The following is a 15,175-nucleotide window of genomic DNA, read 5'->3' on the forward strand; positions in this document are numbered from 1 at the left end:
GGAAACACACACTTTGAGTCTTGTAGTTCAGAAATACGGCGGCGCGAGCGTCTCGGATGTTGCGTCCATCGCAAAGGTGGCGGAAAACATAGCCGCCCGCGCGCGCGGCGGAGACGGCATAGTGGCGGTTGTTTCCGCAATGGCAGGGGAAACCGACCGCCTTATGGGGCTTGCCCGGCAGGTTATGGACCCGCCGGACAGGCGCGAACTTGATGTAATTATCTCAAGCGGCGAGCAGGTCTCTTCGGGCCTTCTGTGCATGAAAATCAAATCCCTCGGATACGATGCGGTCTCATTTCAGGGTCATCAGGTGAGCATAGTTACGGACAACTCCTTTGCCGGGGCGAAGATACGGGCGATTGACGACAGCAGAATAAGGGAAGCCCTTGCGGCGGGAAAGGTTGTTGTGGTCGCGGGGTTTCAGGGGGTTGACAAGGAGGGCAACGTTACCACTCTCGGCAGGGGCGGTTCTGATTTGACGGCGGTTGCAATCGCTTCGGTTCTCGGAGCGGACGCCTGCGAACTGTATAAGGATGTGGAGGGAATTTTCTCCGCCGACCCCTCGGTGTGCGCAAGCGCGGTAAAGCTGGATAAAATCTGTTATGAGGAAATGCTTGAGATGGCGAGCGCGGGCTCAAAGGTTCTTCAGGCCAGAGCGGTTGAACTCGCAAGCAAATTTTCAATTCCCCTTCACGTGCGCCCGATGAACGCGCCCGGCGGAGGCGGCACACTGGTTACGGAGGAAAGCGACATGGAAACGGCTGAATCAATGGAAGAGGCGATAATATCGGGTGTGAGCGCCGACAAAAATCAGGCGAAACTCACCATCGCCCGCGTGCCCGACCAGCCGGGGGTGGCGGCCTCTATCTTTTCGGAACTTGCCCGCGAGGGGGTGTCCGTTGACATGATAGTTCAAAACATTAGCCACGACGGGTTCAACGATGTAACCTTCACCGTTCCGCGCGCAGACTTCAAAAGGGCCGCCGCCGCGGCCTCCGGACTGGCGAAAAGCATAGGCGCTCAGCACACGGCGTCCGAGGAGAAAATATCCAAGATCTCGCTGATAGGAGTGGGAATGAAAACCCATTCCGGGGTGGCGGCGAGGATGTTTGAAACACTTGCGCGGGAGGAAATCAATATAATGATGATAAGCACTTCGGAGATTAAAATCTCGTGCATAGTGCGCGAGGAGCAGACCGAACCCGCCGTCCGCGCCCTGCATGACGAGTTTTTCGGCGGAGGCGGAAAATGAGCCGCAAGGTTGAAATATACGATGTAACCCTCAGGGACGGCACTCAGGGGGAAGGCATCTCGTTTTCCGTGGACGAGAAGGTCCGCATAACGGAAAAACTCGCCGACCTCGGAATGGACTACATAGAGGGCGGGTGGCCCGGCTCAAACGAGCGCGATCGCGAATACTTCAGCCGCGCCGCCGGGATGGATTTCGGGCGGTCAAAAGTCAGCGCATTTTCAAGCACACGGCGCGCGGGTGTATCGTGCGATGAAGACGGAAACCTTCAGACGCTTCTCAAAACGGGAGTCGGCACGGCGACTCTGGTGGGCAAAGCGTGGGACTTCCATGTGACGGAGGTTCTTGAGACCTCCCTTGAGGAAAACCTTGCGATGATAAACGACTCGGTCGGATACCTGAAGGAGAGGATGGACACGGTGTTTTTTGACGCCGAGCATTTTTTTGACGGCTTCAAGAACAATGCGGACTACGCGCTTGCCGCCTGCCGCGCGGCGTTTGACGCCGGGGCGGACGCCGTGATTCTGTGCGACACAAACGGCGGCTCAATGCCGTGGGAAGTCGGGGGCGCGGTGGCTGAAATCAGAAAACTTCTCGGCGGCGACCCCGCGCTTGGAATTCACGCCCATAACGACACGGAGCAGGGAGTTTCAAACACCCTTTACGCGGTCAGGGAGGGAGTGCGGCAGGTGCAGGGCACGATGAACGGATACGGCGAGCGGTGCGGCAACGCCAACCTGTGCTCAATTATGGCGAACATGTCGCTCAAACTTGGAATGGACTGCTGCAACGGCGGGCTGAAAAACCTCTATGAAACGGCGCATTTCATAAATGACCTTGCCAATCTCAACCCGCTGAAAAAGAAGGCGTTTGTCGGCAAAAGCGCGTTTGCCCACAAGGGCGGCATACACGCGAGCGCGGTGGTGAAAAACCCCGGCACTTATGAGCATATCAACCCCGAACTTGTCGGAAACCGCAGAAGGTTTCTGGTGTCCGACCTGTCGGGAAGGGCGAACATTGTTTCCAAGGCGGCGGAGACGGGCATAACCGTTGAGCCGTCCGACAAAAGGGTTAAAGACATTCTTGCCGAACTCAAAAACCTTGAAAACAAGGGGTATGAGTTTGAGGGCGCGGAGGCGTCTTTTGAACTTCTGGTGAGAAAACATCTGGGGCTTTACAACAAGCGGTTTTTTGTGGAAGACATTAAAACCTCGGTCATCCGCGAGGGAAAAGACGGCGAGCCGGTTTCCTCGGCGGAGGTGTCCGTCCGGGTTGACGGCAAAATTGAGAGGCGGGAGGCAAGCGGCAACGGCCCCGTGAACGCGCTTGACAAGGCGCTCCGGCAGTCGCTTGAGGGCTTTTTTCCGGCGATACGTTCGGTGCGGCTCAAAGACTACAAGGTGCGGGTGGTCTCATCCGCCAAGGGAACGGACTCCGTGGTGCGGGTGCTGGTTGAATCGGGAGACGGCAAAGCCGTGTGGAACACGGTCGGGGTGTCTGAAAACATTGTTGAGGCGAGCTGGCGGGCGCTCATAGACAGCATTGACTACAAACTGCTGAGAGACGAACTTTAATCCCCGCGAGGCGGGGCAACGGCGGCGGAAAGCCGCTCCCATTCCTTCAGATATTCCTCAAGATGGTTGTTGCCGCCCTCAAGGCGGCGGGCCGTAAGCAATTCCCTCACGCGCCCCTGTTCGGTTTCGTATTGCTCTTTGTCAAAAAAGCCGCCGAAGCGGGCGAAGCGCAGCCACAGCAGGTAGGTGGTGAGCGCGTCAAATTCGTTGTATATCACTATGTCGTCAACCTTGCCCTTAAGCCAGAGCGGGGCGACCTCGTTTCCGTCAACGCCCATCTTGCCCGGAATGCCGGACAGGCGGGCGATCTCATTGAGCGAGGGGGTTGACCTGTTGCCCCCCACAATCTGCATCATGTCCACATTCCAGTCGCTTGCGGCGGAAAAGTAGTCCGCCCCTTCCCAGGGTTTGTCGGGTCTGCGGGCGAAACCGGGAATGGACAGCCCGTTAATGACAGCCCTCTGCACAAGGATTTTCAGGTCGGCGCGCACGGAGTTGTAGCCGACAACCTGCGGTTTGTGCCTGCCCACGCCTTCAAGGAAAGTGGCGATTATGCGGCGTTCGCCCCCCTCCTGCGGAGACGCCCCGATTTGCGGAATGGAATGAAGCGAGACCTTGACCGTCCCGTCCTCCGAGACTGTGCGGGAGACCATTGAGAGGGAGACAACCCTGCACAGAACAGTTTTCAGAAACGGCCTCGGCTCTTCCTCCGTCGCCCCGCCTCTTTTCCACATCTCGCCTATTACTTCGGCATCGGGCATAGTGGCGGGAAGGTCGTAAAGAACCCTGCCCGCCGCAGGGTCCGGAACCCATTCAACATCAAAGGCCCAGACTTTGTCGGCGACGGTCTTAAAAATTGTATGAGACCCCGGTCAACTTTTGTCTTTGTGCATGTTGCGCGCGCAAGTTGAAAACGCGAACATCGTGGGAGCCCACAGGCCGACAAAAACCGCCGCCCCTTTATCTCCCACGCCAAACCACAGGGCAAGAGAGATGAAAATGGAAACTATCCCGCCGAGAAATGAGAATTTGCTCAGTTGTTCATACATAATGAAGACCTCCTGTTTTTGAGCGTAACAAAAACAGGTTAACAAATCAAAAGGTTTTCCTTACCCCCCTTCCCGTCATTCCTTGCTCCGACAAGGTAATCCAGAGGGGACGGGGAACAAAAACGGCTACTTCTCCGGTTGTGTCGGAATGATATTAAACCCGCCTTCCGCACGCACATAGAGAATGCATCCCTCTTCCGTTCCGCACGATATAAGATGCGCCGACTCTCCCCCGGAACCGAAATAACTGCCCGGCTCCATGGTCTTAATGCCGGTCTCGCCCGGCGCTTGATGGCTGGGACGACCTTGTATCACCACAGCGCGGAAGATTGAACCCCGGCTGCTTATCACTCCGGCAAATCCGGCGGGCAGATTGACGAGGGCTCCGCCCGGCTGATTGTCCTGCGAACTTCCCCAGAGGGCGGCGGTCTTTAACCCGGCGGAGGCGGACACTCCGGGCCGACTGACCCAAGCGATGCTTGATGCGTCCAGATTAACCGGATTGTCTCCGCTCTGAAATGCCTCCCCGACATGGAGAACGAGATACGGCCCTTCTTCAATTTCAATGTAAGCCATGGCGTTGCCGCCTCCGGCGGCGGTAATGTGGGCGCCTCCGGCAGGCTGTGTCCAGAAAGAGCCCGGCGACATCCACACCTCCTCCGCATCAGGAGCACTGTTGTGGATGGAACCCTCAATAACCACTCCCCGGTAGGCGACATTGTGAATATGAGGCGGCGACCTGAAGCCGTCCACAAATTTAACGAGAAAGCCCGACGGCCCGGTGCCGGTGCGGTCGCCCCAAAGAGCGCCGGATTTCGGGCTCTTGTCACCGCGAGCGGGATTAAGTTGCTCCCACTTAACCTCGGACATCAGAACAACCTTTACGGGAGTGTCAGTTTGATTTTTCACCAGCAGAAACCCTGCAACAAGGGCAACCACCGCGAATATGGAAACCGCTCTTTTCATCTTTTGTTGCAAACCAACCTTCTGGCGGAGAGGAAGGGATTCGAACCCTTGATACCCTTGTGAGGTATACTCGCTTAGCAGGCGAGCGCCTTCGACCACTCGGCCACCTCTCCCGTAGAGAAACCCTATTCTACACCAAACGCCGCAATCACAATAAACCCCGCTACCCCTCCCGCTTGAAAGACACCTCAAGCAGACGGAGCACGGAAACGCCGCCGTTTTTGAAACGCGCGGAAACATCGTCCGGAATCTCAACCATATCCCCCGCGGACAACCGGACGCTCTTGCTCGCAAGCGAGGCAACCGCTTCGCCCTCAAGCACAAGAATATGACCCGCGCCGCCCGGCTCATACTCCATCTTCTTTTTGACGCTGACACCCCGGACGGAAAACCCCTCCCCGCTCTCAATCTCCGTTTCCGCGCCCCACTTATATTCCCTTTGCGCGGGAAGGAACGCCTCCGGCCTCTTGTCCGCCGCAAGCCGCGTTGCCAACGCCTTGACGCTCTCCGGGCTGTTCATGTCCGCAACCAGCAGCGCGTCTCCCTCGTCCACAACGGCAATGTCTTTCAACCCGCCCGCAGCGACCAAGCGGCCGCCGCCCGCAAGCACAAGACAGTCTTCAGAGTTCTCAACAACCGCATCCCCCTTGACAACATTGCCCCCCTTCCCCTTTTTAAGAATGTCATAAACCGCCCGCCACGAGCCGACATCGCTCCACTCAAAACCGGCGGGAACAACCGCGCCCAAATCCGTCTTCTCCATAACCGCATAATCAATGGAAATGTCCAGCGAGCGAGCGTAACGTTGCCTGTCGGGAAGGCCGTAGGAATCCTGCTTTGAAACCGCCCCGCGCACTGCGGCGAAAACTTCGGGGGCATGCTTTTTGATCTCATCAATCATAACGCGCGCCCTGAAAACGAATATGCCGCAATTCCACAAAAAGCCGTCTTCCACATACCCGGCGGCTGTTTCGGCATCCGGCTTCTCGGTGAAACCGCCCACATTGAAAACACCCGCGCCCGCCGCAGCCCCCCTTTTTATGTATCCGTATCCGGTTTCAGGACGGGTCGGCTGAACCCCGATAACGGCAATAGACCCTTTCTTCGCGGCGGAGACGGCGGCGGAAAGCGCCCTTTTGAACTCTTTGTTGTCGCCCACAAAATGGTCGGACGGAAGAGCCGCAACCACCACGTCCGCATCCTCATCATCCTCTTCCCCGGCAAGGTCAAGGGCGCGCATTGCCCCCAGCGCGATCGCGGGCGCGGTGTTTCGAGACACCGGCTCGCAGGAGAGACGAACCCGCGCCCCGCCGGTGTCCATGCCGTCAATGTGGGAGCGGAAAGCCTCTTCCTGCGCCGCGCCCGCCAGCACGGTAACCTCCGGCGAATGCTCGCACGAGTTAATCAGCGATACGGCGCTTTCCAGAAGCGACATCTCAAAATCGGGGCGCAAAAGGGGCTTGGGGCGCAAATCGCGCGAGGACGGCCACAACCTTCTGCCCGCGCCGCCGGCAAGAAGTAGATAAACTGTGCGCAACTCGCGCGGCTTCTGCTCAGGCTCGCCGTCCGTCTTTCGCTCCGGCCTGTCGCCCACCCTTCTGTCGGGTCTGCCACTTGCACCTCGCTCCGGCCTGTCGCCCGACCTCCTGTCTGGCCTGCCACTTGCCCTTCGCTCAGGCCTGTCGCCCTCTCTCCTGTCTGGCCTGCCACTCCCCCTTCGCTCAGGCCTGTCGCCCGCCTTCCTGTCGGGTCTGCCACCAGACCTTCGCTCCGGTCTGTCGCCCGCCTTCCGTTCCGGTCTGCCGCCTGTCCTTCGCTTTGACCCGCCGCCCGTCTTTTGTTCCCGGTCGTTACTCATCTCTCAAATCCTGATGGCAAGGGCGCAACAAGTCAAAAACTTCCTTCACCGGATTAAAACTCCCGGAGGGAATTTCCACAAAAACCGTTTCCCATCCCGCCATTGCCCCGTTCCACAGCCCCGGCATCTCAAGCGCCTTTATGGGACGCCCGCCGAGGGTCTTGTCAACAACCATAAAAGAGCCGTCCGAATAGCGGGCAAGGTCAAAGCCCCCCTTGCGGCAAACCATGTCAACGGGATTGAAATGGGTCGCGCTCCGCCATATATCCCGCTGGGAGGGGTCTGAAAAATCAACCTGCGCCGCCTCAACTATTTGCGGCCTCTCATCCCCCGAATCGTCCCGAACCCAGAAGGGCCCGCCGCCCGGCTCGCCCGTGTTTTGTATCACGCCGCACACCCTCACCGGGCGTTCCGGCGGCGCGGCGGATGAGAGTTCAACCAGAAGCCCCGCAAGTTCCTTTCTGTGCGCCTCCGGCCCCGGCTCGCGGTCGCGGCGCGACACATTGTCTATGTTTGAGATGAAAATCACATCCGCTTTCAGGCGGTTCAGATTGCCCAGAAGCGCCCCGTGCCCCGAAGGGCGGAAAACCGTTTCGCCCGAATCGTCCGTAACCAGATCGCCGTCTTCCCACAGGGCAACCGTGTCCGTGGCGGGGTCCTGAACGGAAAAGGAAACATCCCCCCCGGCTTCAAGCCGCCGTTTTTCATCCTGCGGAAACCGGGGTGAAACTGTGAAATGAACCCCGTCCGAATAAAGGCGGGCGGCGTTTATGTGCTCTTCAAAAGCGTCCGCCCGTCCGTCCCCGTAGCGGTGAAACTTAACCAGCCCCTTGGGAATGTCCGAGTATCCGAGGCCCCCGGCGGAAAGCGCGGCGCGGACAATTTCCTCCGCATCGGGACGTTCCGCGCCAATTTTCAGGTCGTCAAAAAAGGCGAACTTTTCAATGTTTCCGGCAAACCTTGCAACCGCGTCCGGGTCTCCCGAAGCGAGGCGGGCAAACATTCTGCTTGCCGCCCCCGAAGCGGGAACGAAAGAGAGAGCGGAGAGCGCGGGGCGCGCCCCGTCAAACAGGGCGCGGAGAGACTTTCTGCGCTCGTCCGAAAGACGGACGATTCCGTCTCCCGCCCGGCACGGACGGACGAGGCGCGTCCACGAGGGCGGGCTCTTGAGAATCTCTATCTGGGAGCGGACGGAGGGAATATCATTCATTTTTGTGGCGGCGTCGACGGGACTTGAACCCGCGGCCTCTGCCTTGACAGGGCAGCGCTCTAACCAGACTGAGCTACGACGCCGTTTCCGCCTTTGCCGCAGGGGGTGTGTGGGCGGTACCGGGATTGAACCAGTGACTTCCTGCTTGTAAGGCAGGCGCTCTCCCACTGAGCTAACCGCCCCGCGCAATGGTCAGGCACCTACCTTACACGAAAACGGGGATATGGAAAGACCGCGCGGCTTTTAAGACGCCGTCTTCTTGCGGAGATTGTAATGGAACAGCGGCTTGCCCTCGCCCTTTATAACCTCTTCGGTTATAACGCAGCGGTTGAGCGATTTGTCGGAGGGCGCTTCATAAAGAACATCCAGCATTATGGACTCAATGATTGAGCGCAGACCGCGCGCGCCGGTTTTGCGTTTTATTGACTCCTTGGCTATCAGGCGGAGCGCGGAGTCCGTAAACTCAAGGTCAACACCCTCAAGCTGCATAAGTTTGGCATACTGCTTCACAAGCGCGTTGCGCGGCTTTGTAAGAATGCTCACAAGAGATTCCTCGCCCAGTTCATCAAGGGTCGCAATGACGGGAACTCTCCCCACAAATTCCGGTATCAGCCCGTATTCAATCTGGTCTTCCATCTGCACATCCCGCATTATGGAAACGTTTTCCGCGCCCGCCTCCCCGGAGGCAACGGCTGAGCCGAAACCGATGGAGTTTTTCCCCTTCCTCCGCCTGATAATATCCTCAAGGCCGAAAAACGCCCCGCCGCATATAAACAGTATGTTGGTGGTGTCCACCTGAACGAAATCCTGCTGAGGGTGTTTCCTTCCGCCTTTCGGAGGCACGTTTGTTTTCGCGCCCTCCATGATCTTGAGCAACGCCTGCTGCACTCCCTCGCCCGACACATCGCGCGTGATTGAGGGGCTGTCGCCGCTTTTGCGGACGAGTTTGTCTATCTCGTCAATATAAATGATTCCCTTTGACGCCTTTTCTATGTCGTAGTCCGCATCCTGAAGGAGGCTCACTATCATGTTTTCCACATCCTCGCCCACATAGCCCGCCTCCGTGTAGCAGGTGGCGTCAACTATGGCAAAGGGAACTTTGAGGATTTTCGCAAGCGTCTGCGCTATCAGCGTTTTTCCCGAACCCGTGGGGCCGATGAGCATCACGTTGCTTTTCTGTATCTCAACCTCTTCGGAGGATTTCCCCTTCAGCGCCGCCGATTCCGCAGCCTCAACGCGCCTGTAGTGGTTGTGCACCGCAACCGATATGACCTTCTTTGCGTGTTCCTGCCCGATGACGTATTCATCAAGAAACCGCTTGATCTCGGACGGGGTCATAAGAGAGTCTTTGGATGCCGTCCCTTTGGCTTTTGTGTAGCCGGTTCCGCTCCGCTCCTTCTCTTCCTCCTCCCGGATTATTTCATTGCACAGGTCTATGCACTCGTTGCAGATATAAACGTCATTGGGGCCCGCGATGAGTTTTGACACATCGCTCTTCCCCTTGCTGCAAAACGAGCAGACCTGGCTCACTTCCCTGCCGCCGCGCTTCATTCCTCCGCCCCCGCCGCTTTGCGAAGCGGCTCTCTCATTGTCATTATGGAGTCCACTATGCCGTATTCCTTTGCCTGTTCCGCGCTCATAAAGTGGTCTCTGTCGGTGTCCTTTTCAATTTTCTCAAGCGTCTGCCCGGTATGAGACTCCAAAATGCCGTTGAGTTCCTTGCGCATTCTCAAAATTTCGTTGGCGTGTATCTCTATGTCTTTCGCCTGCCCCTGAACCCCGCCGAGAACCTGATGGATCATTATCCTTGAGTGCGGAAGCGCGTGCCTACGCCCCGCCGCGCCGCCCGCGAGCAGAACCGCCGCCATGCTTGCCGCCTGCCCTATGCACATTGTGGAAACCTCGTTGCGGACATACTGCATTGTATCGTATATGGCGAGCCCCGCCGTAACATGCCCCCCCGGCGAATTGATATAAAGGTGCACTGCCTTGTCCGGATCTTCCGACTCAAGAAACATAAGTTGAGCAATGACAAGGTTGGCGACCGCATCGTCTATGGCGGAACCTATGAAAATTATCCTGTCTCTGAGGAGACGGGAAAAGATGTCATAGGAACGCTCGCCCCTCCCGGTCTGCTCCACAACAAATGGAACGTAGGTGGACATTTACTCACTCCCGATGCTCATTCTATTATTTTGAGGGTGTTAATGTCAATCTGATTTTGCGGGTTCTTCGGTCGTAATTGTGGAATTGTCCCGTATGAACTCCAGCACTTTTGCGCTGACCACCTGAGAATTAAGGCCGTTGAGCAGTCTGTTTTTCTCGTAATACTCTCTGACCTGTTCCGGTGTCGCCCCCGCCCCGGCGGCGATTGAGGAGAACCGCTCATCAAGGTCTTTCTGGGTCGCTTCTATGGATTCGGTTTCGGCGATTTTATTTACAATCAGAGACAGTTTCACATTTTCCCGCGCCTTGTTTGCGAGGGTTTCCGCCATCTTTTCGTCAATCTTGAACTCTTTCCCGCCGCGAGCTTCAAAATCTTTTTTCAATTCGCTTTCAAGTCTGCTTTTCTCTTCGGCGGCCATCCGCTCCGGTATTTCAAACTTCGCCGCCTCTCCGAGTTGGGAGCAGATTTGTTCTTCCAGACTTCTGTCCCTGAGGTTTTCAAGACGCGCCGTCATATCCTTTTCTATGTTGTTTTTGAGTTCGGCAATGTTTTCCGCTCCGATTTTCTTGGCGAATTCATCGTTCAATTCCGGAACTGTTCTGTCAAAAACGGTGTTCACTTTCAGGTTGAACAGGACGGATTTGCCCGCCGCCTCTTTGATTTGAAAGTCTTCGGGATAGGCGACTTCAAACTCTTTCTCTTCTCCCGCCGACATTCCGGTAATGTTTTTCTCAAAGTTTTCAACGAGGCTTCCGTTGCCGAGAAGAAATCTGACCGACTTGTTTTCAAGCCCTTCAATGGTTTCGCCTTCCACAGTTCCCTTGTAGTCAACCTCAACAACATCCCCGGCGGCGCACGGGCGGGCTTCTGAAACCGGCTCAACAGTCGCGGCGTTTTCGGTGATTTGTTTCATTGCCGCCTCAACATCTGCGGGGGCGACTGACACGGGGCTTTGTTTGAGAGCGAGCCCTTTATACTGCGGCAGTTCAAAGGCGGGAAGCACATCAAACACGGCGGAGTAGGAAAACTCATTGTCTCCGTCAATAACTCCGGGTGTGATTGAGGGTCTGCTTACGGGTTCTGCGGAAACCTCTTTCAGCGCGTCCGGGAAACTGTTTGTAATCAGATTGGATAGGAGTTCCTGTTTGATTTTGTCTCCGAAGAGGCGGTTTATTTCCGCTTCCGGCACTTTGCCTTGTCTGAACCCGTCAACCTTGGCGTTGCGCATAAGGTCTCTGACAATCCCCTCGCGCTCAAGGCGCACGGTTTCGGCGGGAATTGAGACATTTATCTTCTTTTCGGTGGAGCTGCTGTCTTCAATGGTTACTTTCATGGGTGTCTCGCTGAAAACGGGTTTAAGGATACACGGGGAGCGGGGAAGGTCAAACTTTGCGGGTGTTATCCCGCCCGCTTGCCGCCAATGGACATTGCGGACTTTGTGGACAATATAGACATCCCCGTCTTCTGAAAGTAAACTTGAGAACCTGATGAACGGAGAAAACGATGGAAAGAATAATCAATTTGCACATTGAAAAGTTGCCCGAAGGGGTTTATCTGGCAACCAGCGATGAAGTTCCGGGGCTTGTTGCTCAGGGGCGTACTGTTACTGAGACTGTTGAAATTGCCCGTGATGTGGCAAAGAAACTGGTAGAGGCTCAGGCAAGTAAGCAGGAAGTCAGCAGCCTTTCGGACATTAAAGATTCATTTGATTACCCTTTGATTGTGGGAATCTGATGGGCAGACTTGCCGGTTTCAAATACCGCCGGATAGTCAAGCGATTGCGGCAGTTGGGTTTTGAATTTGACCGACAGGCGGCAGGGTCTCATGAGATATGGCATAATCCCGCAACCGACAGATATACCACCATTCCTAATCATCCGGGAGATATGCCTGAGGGCACATTAAGAGCGATTCTACAGCAGGCGGGGATAACTGCGGAAGAATTTTTGAAGTAGAAGGCGGGCGGTAGAGCCGCTTACCTGTCATTCCGTGCTCCGACACGGAATTCAGAGGGGTTGGGGGTTAAAATTTCTTTTCGGCAAGCCGTTTCAGGTTGTCTCGCGCCTGTTGCGCAGAATGTTGAAAGTCAAAAGAGAGGGGCGTGGAAAGAATATCCAATAAAAACTCATCCTCTCTCTTCTTTGTCCCTGCACATGGTGTAAAACGGGAGGAGAGAACACCACGCCAAACATCGTAACCATTATCCATCTTGGTTGTTAACCTTATTGTGTCTAACTTTGGACCCTTTGGGATTTTCTTACCCCAGTGTATTTCTCCGGTTGTAAAATTTCGGTATCCGCAAAGTTCTTTATCTCCATTTGTTAGCACTCCCCACTTACAGGTAGGAGTTGCGCTCATGTAACTTTCCAACTGATCCCTGCGTTTCTTGGTAAGTTTGGTGTTCCAAGACTTTGTTTCCACAATGCCAACTATTTTTCCACCATCAAAGATGGCAATATCGCAACGAGTACTACTTGACCCTATTTGTACTGCGACTTCAATCTTTATGCTCTCTATGTCATACCTGTAATCTTCAACGAGTTGCTTGATGTACTTCTGCCGGACTTGTTCTTCGGGCTTTATTATATCAACTTCCTTGCCGGTGGGAAGAAACCTTATATAAATGCCTCTTTCTCTCGCCAATGCCACTTCCACTTTAGCGATTTTCTTTTCCAAACGCTCGGACAACTCAAAAGTACGGTTGATTTCGCCTGCCTCTTTATAGTATTTGATTGCCCTCTCATAGTCTTTCCTCTCAAATGCCTCATCCCCCCGCTTTACAAAGGAATCCCATGCTTTTTGTTGTTCTTTTTCTTCCCGTTGCTGCTGGATTTTCTGTTGACGAATCCTCTCTTCTCGCCTCTCTCTTTCTTGCTGTTCTCTTTTCTCTCTACGCCTTATAATCGGCTTGTAAATCAGGAAAAAGGCGATGAAACCAATGAAAATCACAACCAATGCCTTGGGATGATTTTCTACAAGGAACGCCAGAATATTTAGGCCAACAACCAGAGCAACAATGGAGCCCAAAACCCACAATATCACAAGTATAACGGTCCGCACAAATTCCATTTTCAAATTCCCCGCAAAGACATCTCACCACCATTCAGTCGGTTGTACCCCAAATTCATATTTTTCAGACTTATCAGCTCTGGCTCTCCAGTAATTAGCGTCTACATGCTCTCCTTCTTTTTCATATTCAGTAGCTTTTGCTCTCCAAGCAAGAATTAAAGATTCTTTTTTCCTCTTTCCTCTTTTTAATTCGGTAATATATTTCTTTTGCTTGACTACTTCAGATTTACAATCAATGTAAAACTTTCTCATCCGGGCAGATTGTTCCGAATTTCCCATTTTTGCATATTCCGTAGCCTCCACTTTCCACTTAGCAGCCTCAGCCTCCGCTCTGGTCTTCCCCTGTTGCAATGTAGCAACATACGCCCCTTGCCCCATGTCTTCTATTGGATTTTGAGGTTTCCAATCATATAACTTTGAAGCGTTCTGCCTACATTCTTCAGCCTTTTCCGGATACCCATACTTCTCCCATACTTCTGCTTCTGCCACACATGACTCATATCCAGTCTCCGCTTCTTTTTTTGCTTTCTTAACAGCAGAAGCAATTGCCTTCCATGCGGCGGCTGACGCCTCAGGGGAAGCAACTTCCCACTTGATATAAAAACCATTCTTGAATCTCTTATACTCATTAGCAACAGCACTTTCTCCGGCGGCCTTGGCTTCATCCCAAGAACACCCTTCTCTAAAAGCCTCTATTTCAGCCCTCTCCCTCGCACCCACTGGGTTAAAATCAGATTCAGTATTGTGGTGGCTTCCATATCTTTGGACACTTGAACTACCTATATCTGAATACCTACTGCCCTTTTCTTCCCGACTCTCAGACAGAGGCATAGACATAGGCTCTCTAAGGAGGCGTCTATCAATTCCACTATCCACCGGAATTAGGAAAGGAGTAATAGAAGAAACCAAGCGCTCCTTTTCTTCATTCAGAGAAGCAAACTCGTATTCGGTCTGACGGCTATGCCAGAAGTCGTCCGGTTGCCCAAAGAATGCTCCCAAGCGAATTGACATCTTCGGTGTAATGGCACGCTTGCCAAGAACTATCTGGTTGATAGCCCTTGGCGACACTCCGATTGCGCGAGCAATGTAGTTCTGAGAAATGCCCTTCGGCTCCAAGTAATCCTTGAGGAGAATGTCCCCCGGTGTCCTCGTGTTATTCATAATGGCATAGTGTATAGCGTTATAGTTTATGTGTCAAGAGAGAGACACAATACGGATTTCAAGCCCAAAATGACTGTAAGAACACTATATAAATGCCGCTCTGCCCCACCCTCTCTGGATTCCGTGTCGTAGCACGGAATGACGGGTGGGCGGCTCCGCCGCCCGCCGATGGATAGTATGGACACGATGGACGGCAATGCAACATTCGGAGAAACCGCGCCTTGCATTGTGTCCATTCCGTCCACAATAGAGAGCACGGGCTACTGCCGCTTTTGGGAAGGTTGGTTAGTAACCGAGGGTAAATCTACCGCTAGCAATAAAGAGAGAACAGGTCTCAAGAACATCCATCCCCAACAAAACATCATAGTCGGGCGGTTGTATAATCTCTGCTACTTGCATGTTAGAATTTGAGTGAAAATGAATTTTGAGATTTTTCCCCTGTGCTTGGGCAATAGGAATGTGAAAACTGACATGGTAAAGGTTGGTGTTTGTCTTTTGCGTAGCTGCTTGAATAGGATTTTTACCCACAGGGGTTAACTTCAAATTTTTTATCACTTTCGGAGAAATACATGTGATTGTAGCTCCGGTGTCAACAAGTGCAACATAAGAGGATTTATGATTGGGAGCAACAGAAGGGCGTCCAAGTAAAACATCAATGAGAATCTGCTTTCTTGGACTAATAAGACCACTAAAGAACGGCATGGGAGTAGAATCCTAAATCAATAATGTCTCCCTTCTCTACCTTCTGAATAGAAAACGGCTCTTCTTCATAGAGAAGTTTGGCTGTCTTACGGGCATCTTGCCAGCTTGTGAAAAGTTCAACAACTTTCGCATCTTTCATCAATGCATACATACCAAAGTTTTGATGATAG

The 15,175-nt window shown here is 53.9% G+C and carries 16 protein-coding genes and 3 tRNA genes; 4 read left to right on the plus strand and 15 right to left on the minus strand.

The window, feature by feature from the left end:
• Positions 1 to 13: 13 nt before the first annotated feature.
• On the plus strand, positions 14 to 1,252 hold the full coding sequence (locus OXF42_05660) for an aspartate kinase (GenBank protein ID MCY4047577.1): 1,239 nt from the start codon (positions 14 to 16) through the stop codon (positions 1,250 to 1,252).
• Entirely contained in the window at positions 1,249 to 2,823 is a 1,575-nt protein-coding gene (gene cimA, locus OXF42_05665; protein MCY4047578.1) for a citramalate synthase, read from the plus strand. The genes OXF42_05660 and cimA overlap by 4 nt, the downstream gene beginning before the upstream one ends.
• Here cimA and OXF42_05670 read toward each other — a convergent pair.
• The 11 genes from OXF42_05670 to tig all read right to left on the minus strand — a co-directional run bounded on the left by OXF42_05670 (position 2,820) and on the right by tig (position 11,406).
• Complete coding sequence (locus OXF42_05670; protein ID MCY4047579.1) at positions 2,820 to 3,584, minus strand: 3'-5' exonuclease; 765 nt, start codon at positions 3,582 to 3,584, stop codon at positions 2,820 to 2,822. The two genes, cimA and OXF42_05670, sit on opposite strands and share 4 nt — an antisense overlap.
• Before the next feature lie 111 nt (positions 3,585 to 3,695).
• Positions 3,696 to 3,872 (minus strand): hypothetical protein, encoded by a 177-nt coding sequence (locus OXF42_05675; GenBank protein MCY4047580.1) that lies wholly within the window; start codon positions 3,870 to 3,872, stop codon positions 3,696 to 3,698.
• A gap of 126 nt (positions 3,873 to 3,998) precedes the next feature.
• Positions 3,999 to 4,838 carry a DUF4437 domain-containing protein gene (locus OXF42_05680; GenBank protein MCY4047581.1) on the minus strand — a complete coding sequence of 280 codons (840 nt, stop codon included), beginning with the start codon at positions 4,836 to 4,838 and terminating at the stop codon, positions 3,999 to 4,001.
• Positions 4,839 to 4,860: 22 nt separating this feature from the next.
• A tRNA-Ser gene (locus OXF42_05685) sits at positions 4,861 to 4,951 on the minus strand.
• 50 nt (positions 4,952 to 5,001) lie between these two features.
• The gene (locus tag OXF42_05690) at positions 5,002 to 6,696 is read right to left on the minus strand and encodes a sugar phosphate nucleotidyltransferase (GenBank protein ID MCY4047582.1); all 1,695 of its coding nucleotides are present in this window, start codon (positions 6,694 to 6,696) and stop codon (positions 5,002 to 5,004) included.
• On the minus strand, positions 6,689 to 7,906 hold the full coding sequence (locus tag OXF42_05695; GenBank protein ID MCY4047583.1) for a DUF4301 family protein: 1,218 nt from the start codon (positions 7,904 to 7,906) through the stop codon (positions 6,689 to 6,691). The genes OXF42_05690 and OXF42_05695 overlap by 8 nt, the downstream gene beginning before the upstream one ends.
• 5 nt (positions 7,907 to 7,911) lie before the next feature.
• Positions 7,912 to 7,989 (minus strand) — tRNA-Asp (locus OXF42_05700).
• A gap of 27 nt (positions 7,990 to 8,016) precedes the next feature.
• Positions 8,017 to 8,088: transfer RNA gene (locus OXF42_05705), tRNA-Val, on the minus strand.
• Between the two features lie 61 nt (positions 8,089 to 8,149).
• A complete protein-coding gene (gene clpX, locus OXF42_05710; protein MCY4047584.1) occupies positions 8,150 to 9,457 on the minus strand; it encodes an ATP-dependent Clp protease ATP-binding subunit ClpX in 1,308 nt (435 codons plus the stop codon).
• Positions 9,454 to 10,071: an ATP-dependent Clp endopeptidase proteolytic subunit ClpP gene (clpP, locus tag OXF42_05715; protein MCY4047585.1), complete on the minus strand. Its 618-nt coding sequence runs from the start codon at positions 10,069 to 10,071 to the stop codon at positions 9,454 to 9,456. Before clpP ends, clpX begins: the two co-directional genes overlap by 4 nt.
• 45 nt (positions 10,072 to 10,116) lie before the next feature.
• The gene (gene tig / locus OXF42_05720; GenBank protein MCY4047586.1) at positions 10,117 to 11,406 is read right to left on the minus strand and encodes a trigger factor; all 1,290 of its coding nucleotides are present in this window, start codon (positions 11,404 to 11,406) and stop codon (positions 10,117 to 10,119) included.
• 170 nt (positions 11,407 to 11,576) lie between these two features.
• On the opposite strand from tig, the gene OXF42_05725 reads away from it, so the two are divergent.
• Together OXF42_05725 and OXF42_05730 are read left to right on the plus strand one after the other, a co-directional pair.
• A complete protein-coding gene (locus tag OXF42_05725) occupies positions 11,577 to 11,807 on the plus strand; it encodes a DUF1902 domain-containing protein (GenBank protein MCY4047587.1) in 231 nt (76 codons plus the stop codon).
• Entirely contained in the window at positions 11,807 to 12,028 is a 222-nt protein-coding gene (locus OXF42_05730; protein MCY4047588.1) for a type II toxin-antitoxin system HicA family toxin, read from the plus strand. The genes OXF42_05725 and OXF42_05730 overlap by 1 nt, the downstream gene beginning before the upstream one ends.
• 67 nt (positions 12,029 to 12,095) lie before the next feature.
• Here OXF42_05730 and OXF42_05735 read toward each other — a convergent pair whose 3' ends face one another.
• The 4 genes from OXF42_05735 to OXF42_05750 form a co-directional block, all read right to left on the minus strand.
• Positions 12,096 to 13,142: a type I restriction enzyme HsdR N-terminal domain-containing protein gene (locus OXF42_05735; GenBank protein MCY4047589.1), complete on the minus strand. Its 1,047-nt coding sequence runs from the start codon at positions 13,140 to 13,142 to the stop codon at positions 12,096 to 12,098.
• A gap of 24 nt (positions 13,143 to 13,166) precedes the next feature.
• Complete coding sequence (locus OXF42_05740) at positions 13,167 to 14,303, minus strand: HigA family addiction module antitoxin (protein ID MCY4047590.1); 1,137 nt, start codon at positions 14,301 to 14,303, stop codon at positions 13,167 to 13,169.
• A gap of 285 nt (positions 14,304 to 14,588) precedes the next feature.
• Positions 14,589 to 15,005, minus strand: coding sequence for a retropepsin-like aspartic protease (locus OXF42_05745; GenBank protein ID MCY4047591.1), 417 nt, complete (start codon positions 15,003 to 15,005; stop codon positions 14,589 to 14,591).
• The coding region (locus tag OXF42_05750; GenBank protein MCY4047592.1) for a hypothetical protein at positions 14,992 to 15,175 on the minus strand (184 nt) is incomplete at its 5' end. The genes OXF42_05750 and OXF42_05745, both read right to left, overlap by 14 nt.

It is taken from the genome of Candidatus Dadabacteria bacterium (genome assembly GCA_026708565.1).
Taxonomy (GTDB): domain Bacteria; phylum Desulfobacterota_D; class UBA1144; order Nemesobacterales; family Mycalebacteriaceae; genus Mycalebacterium.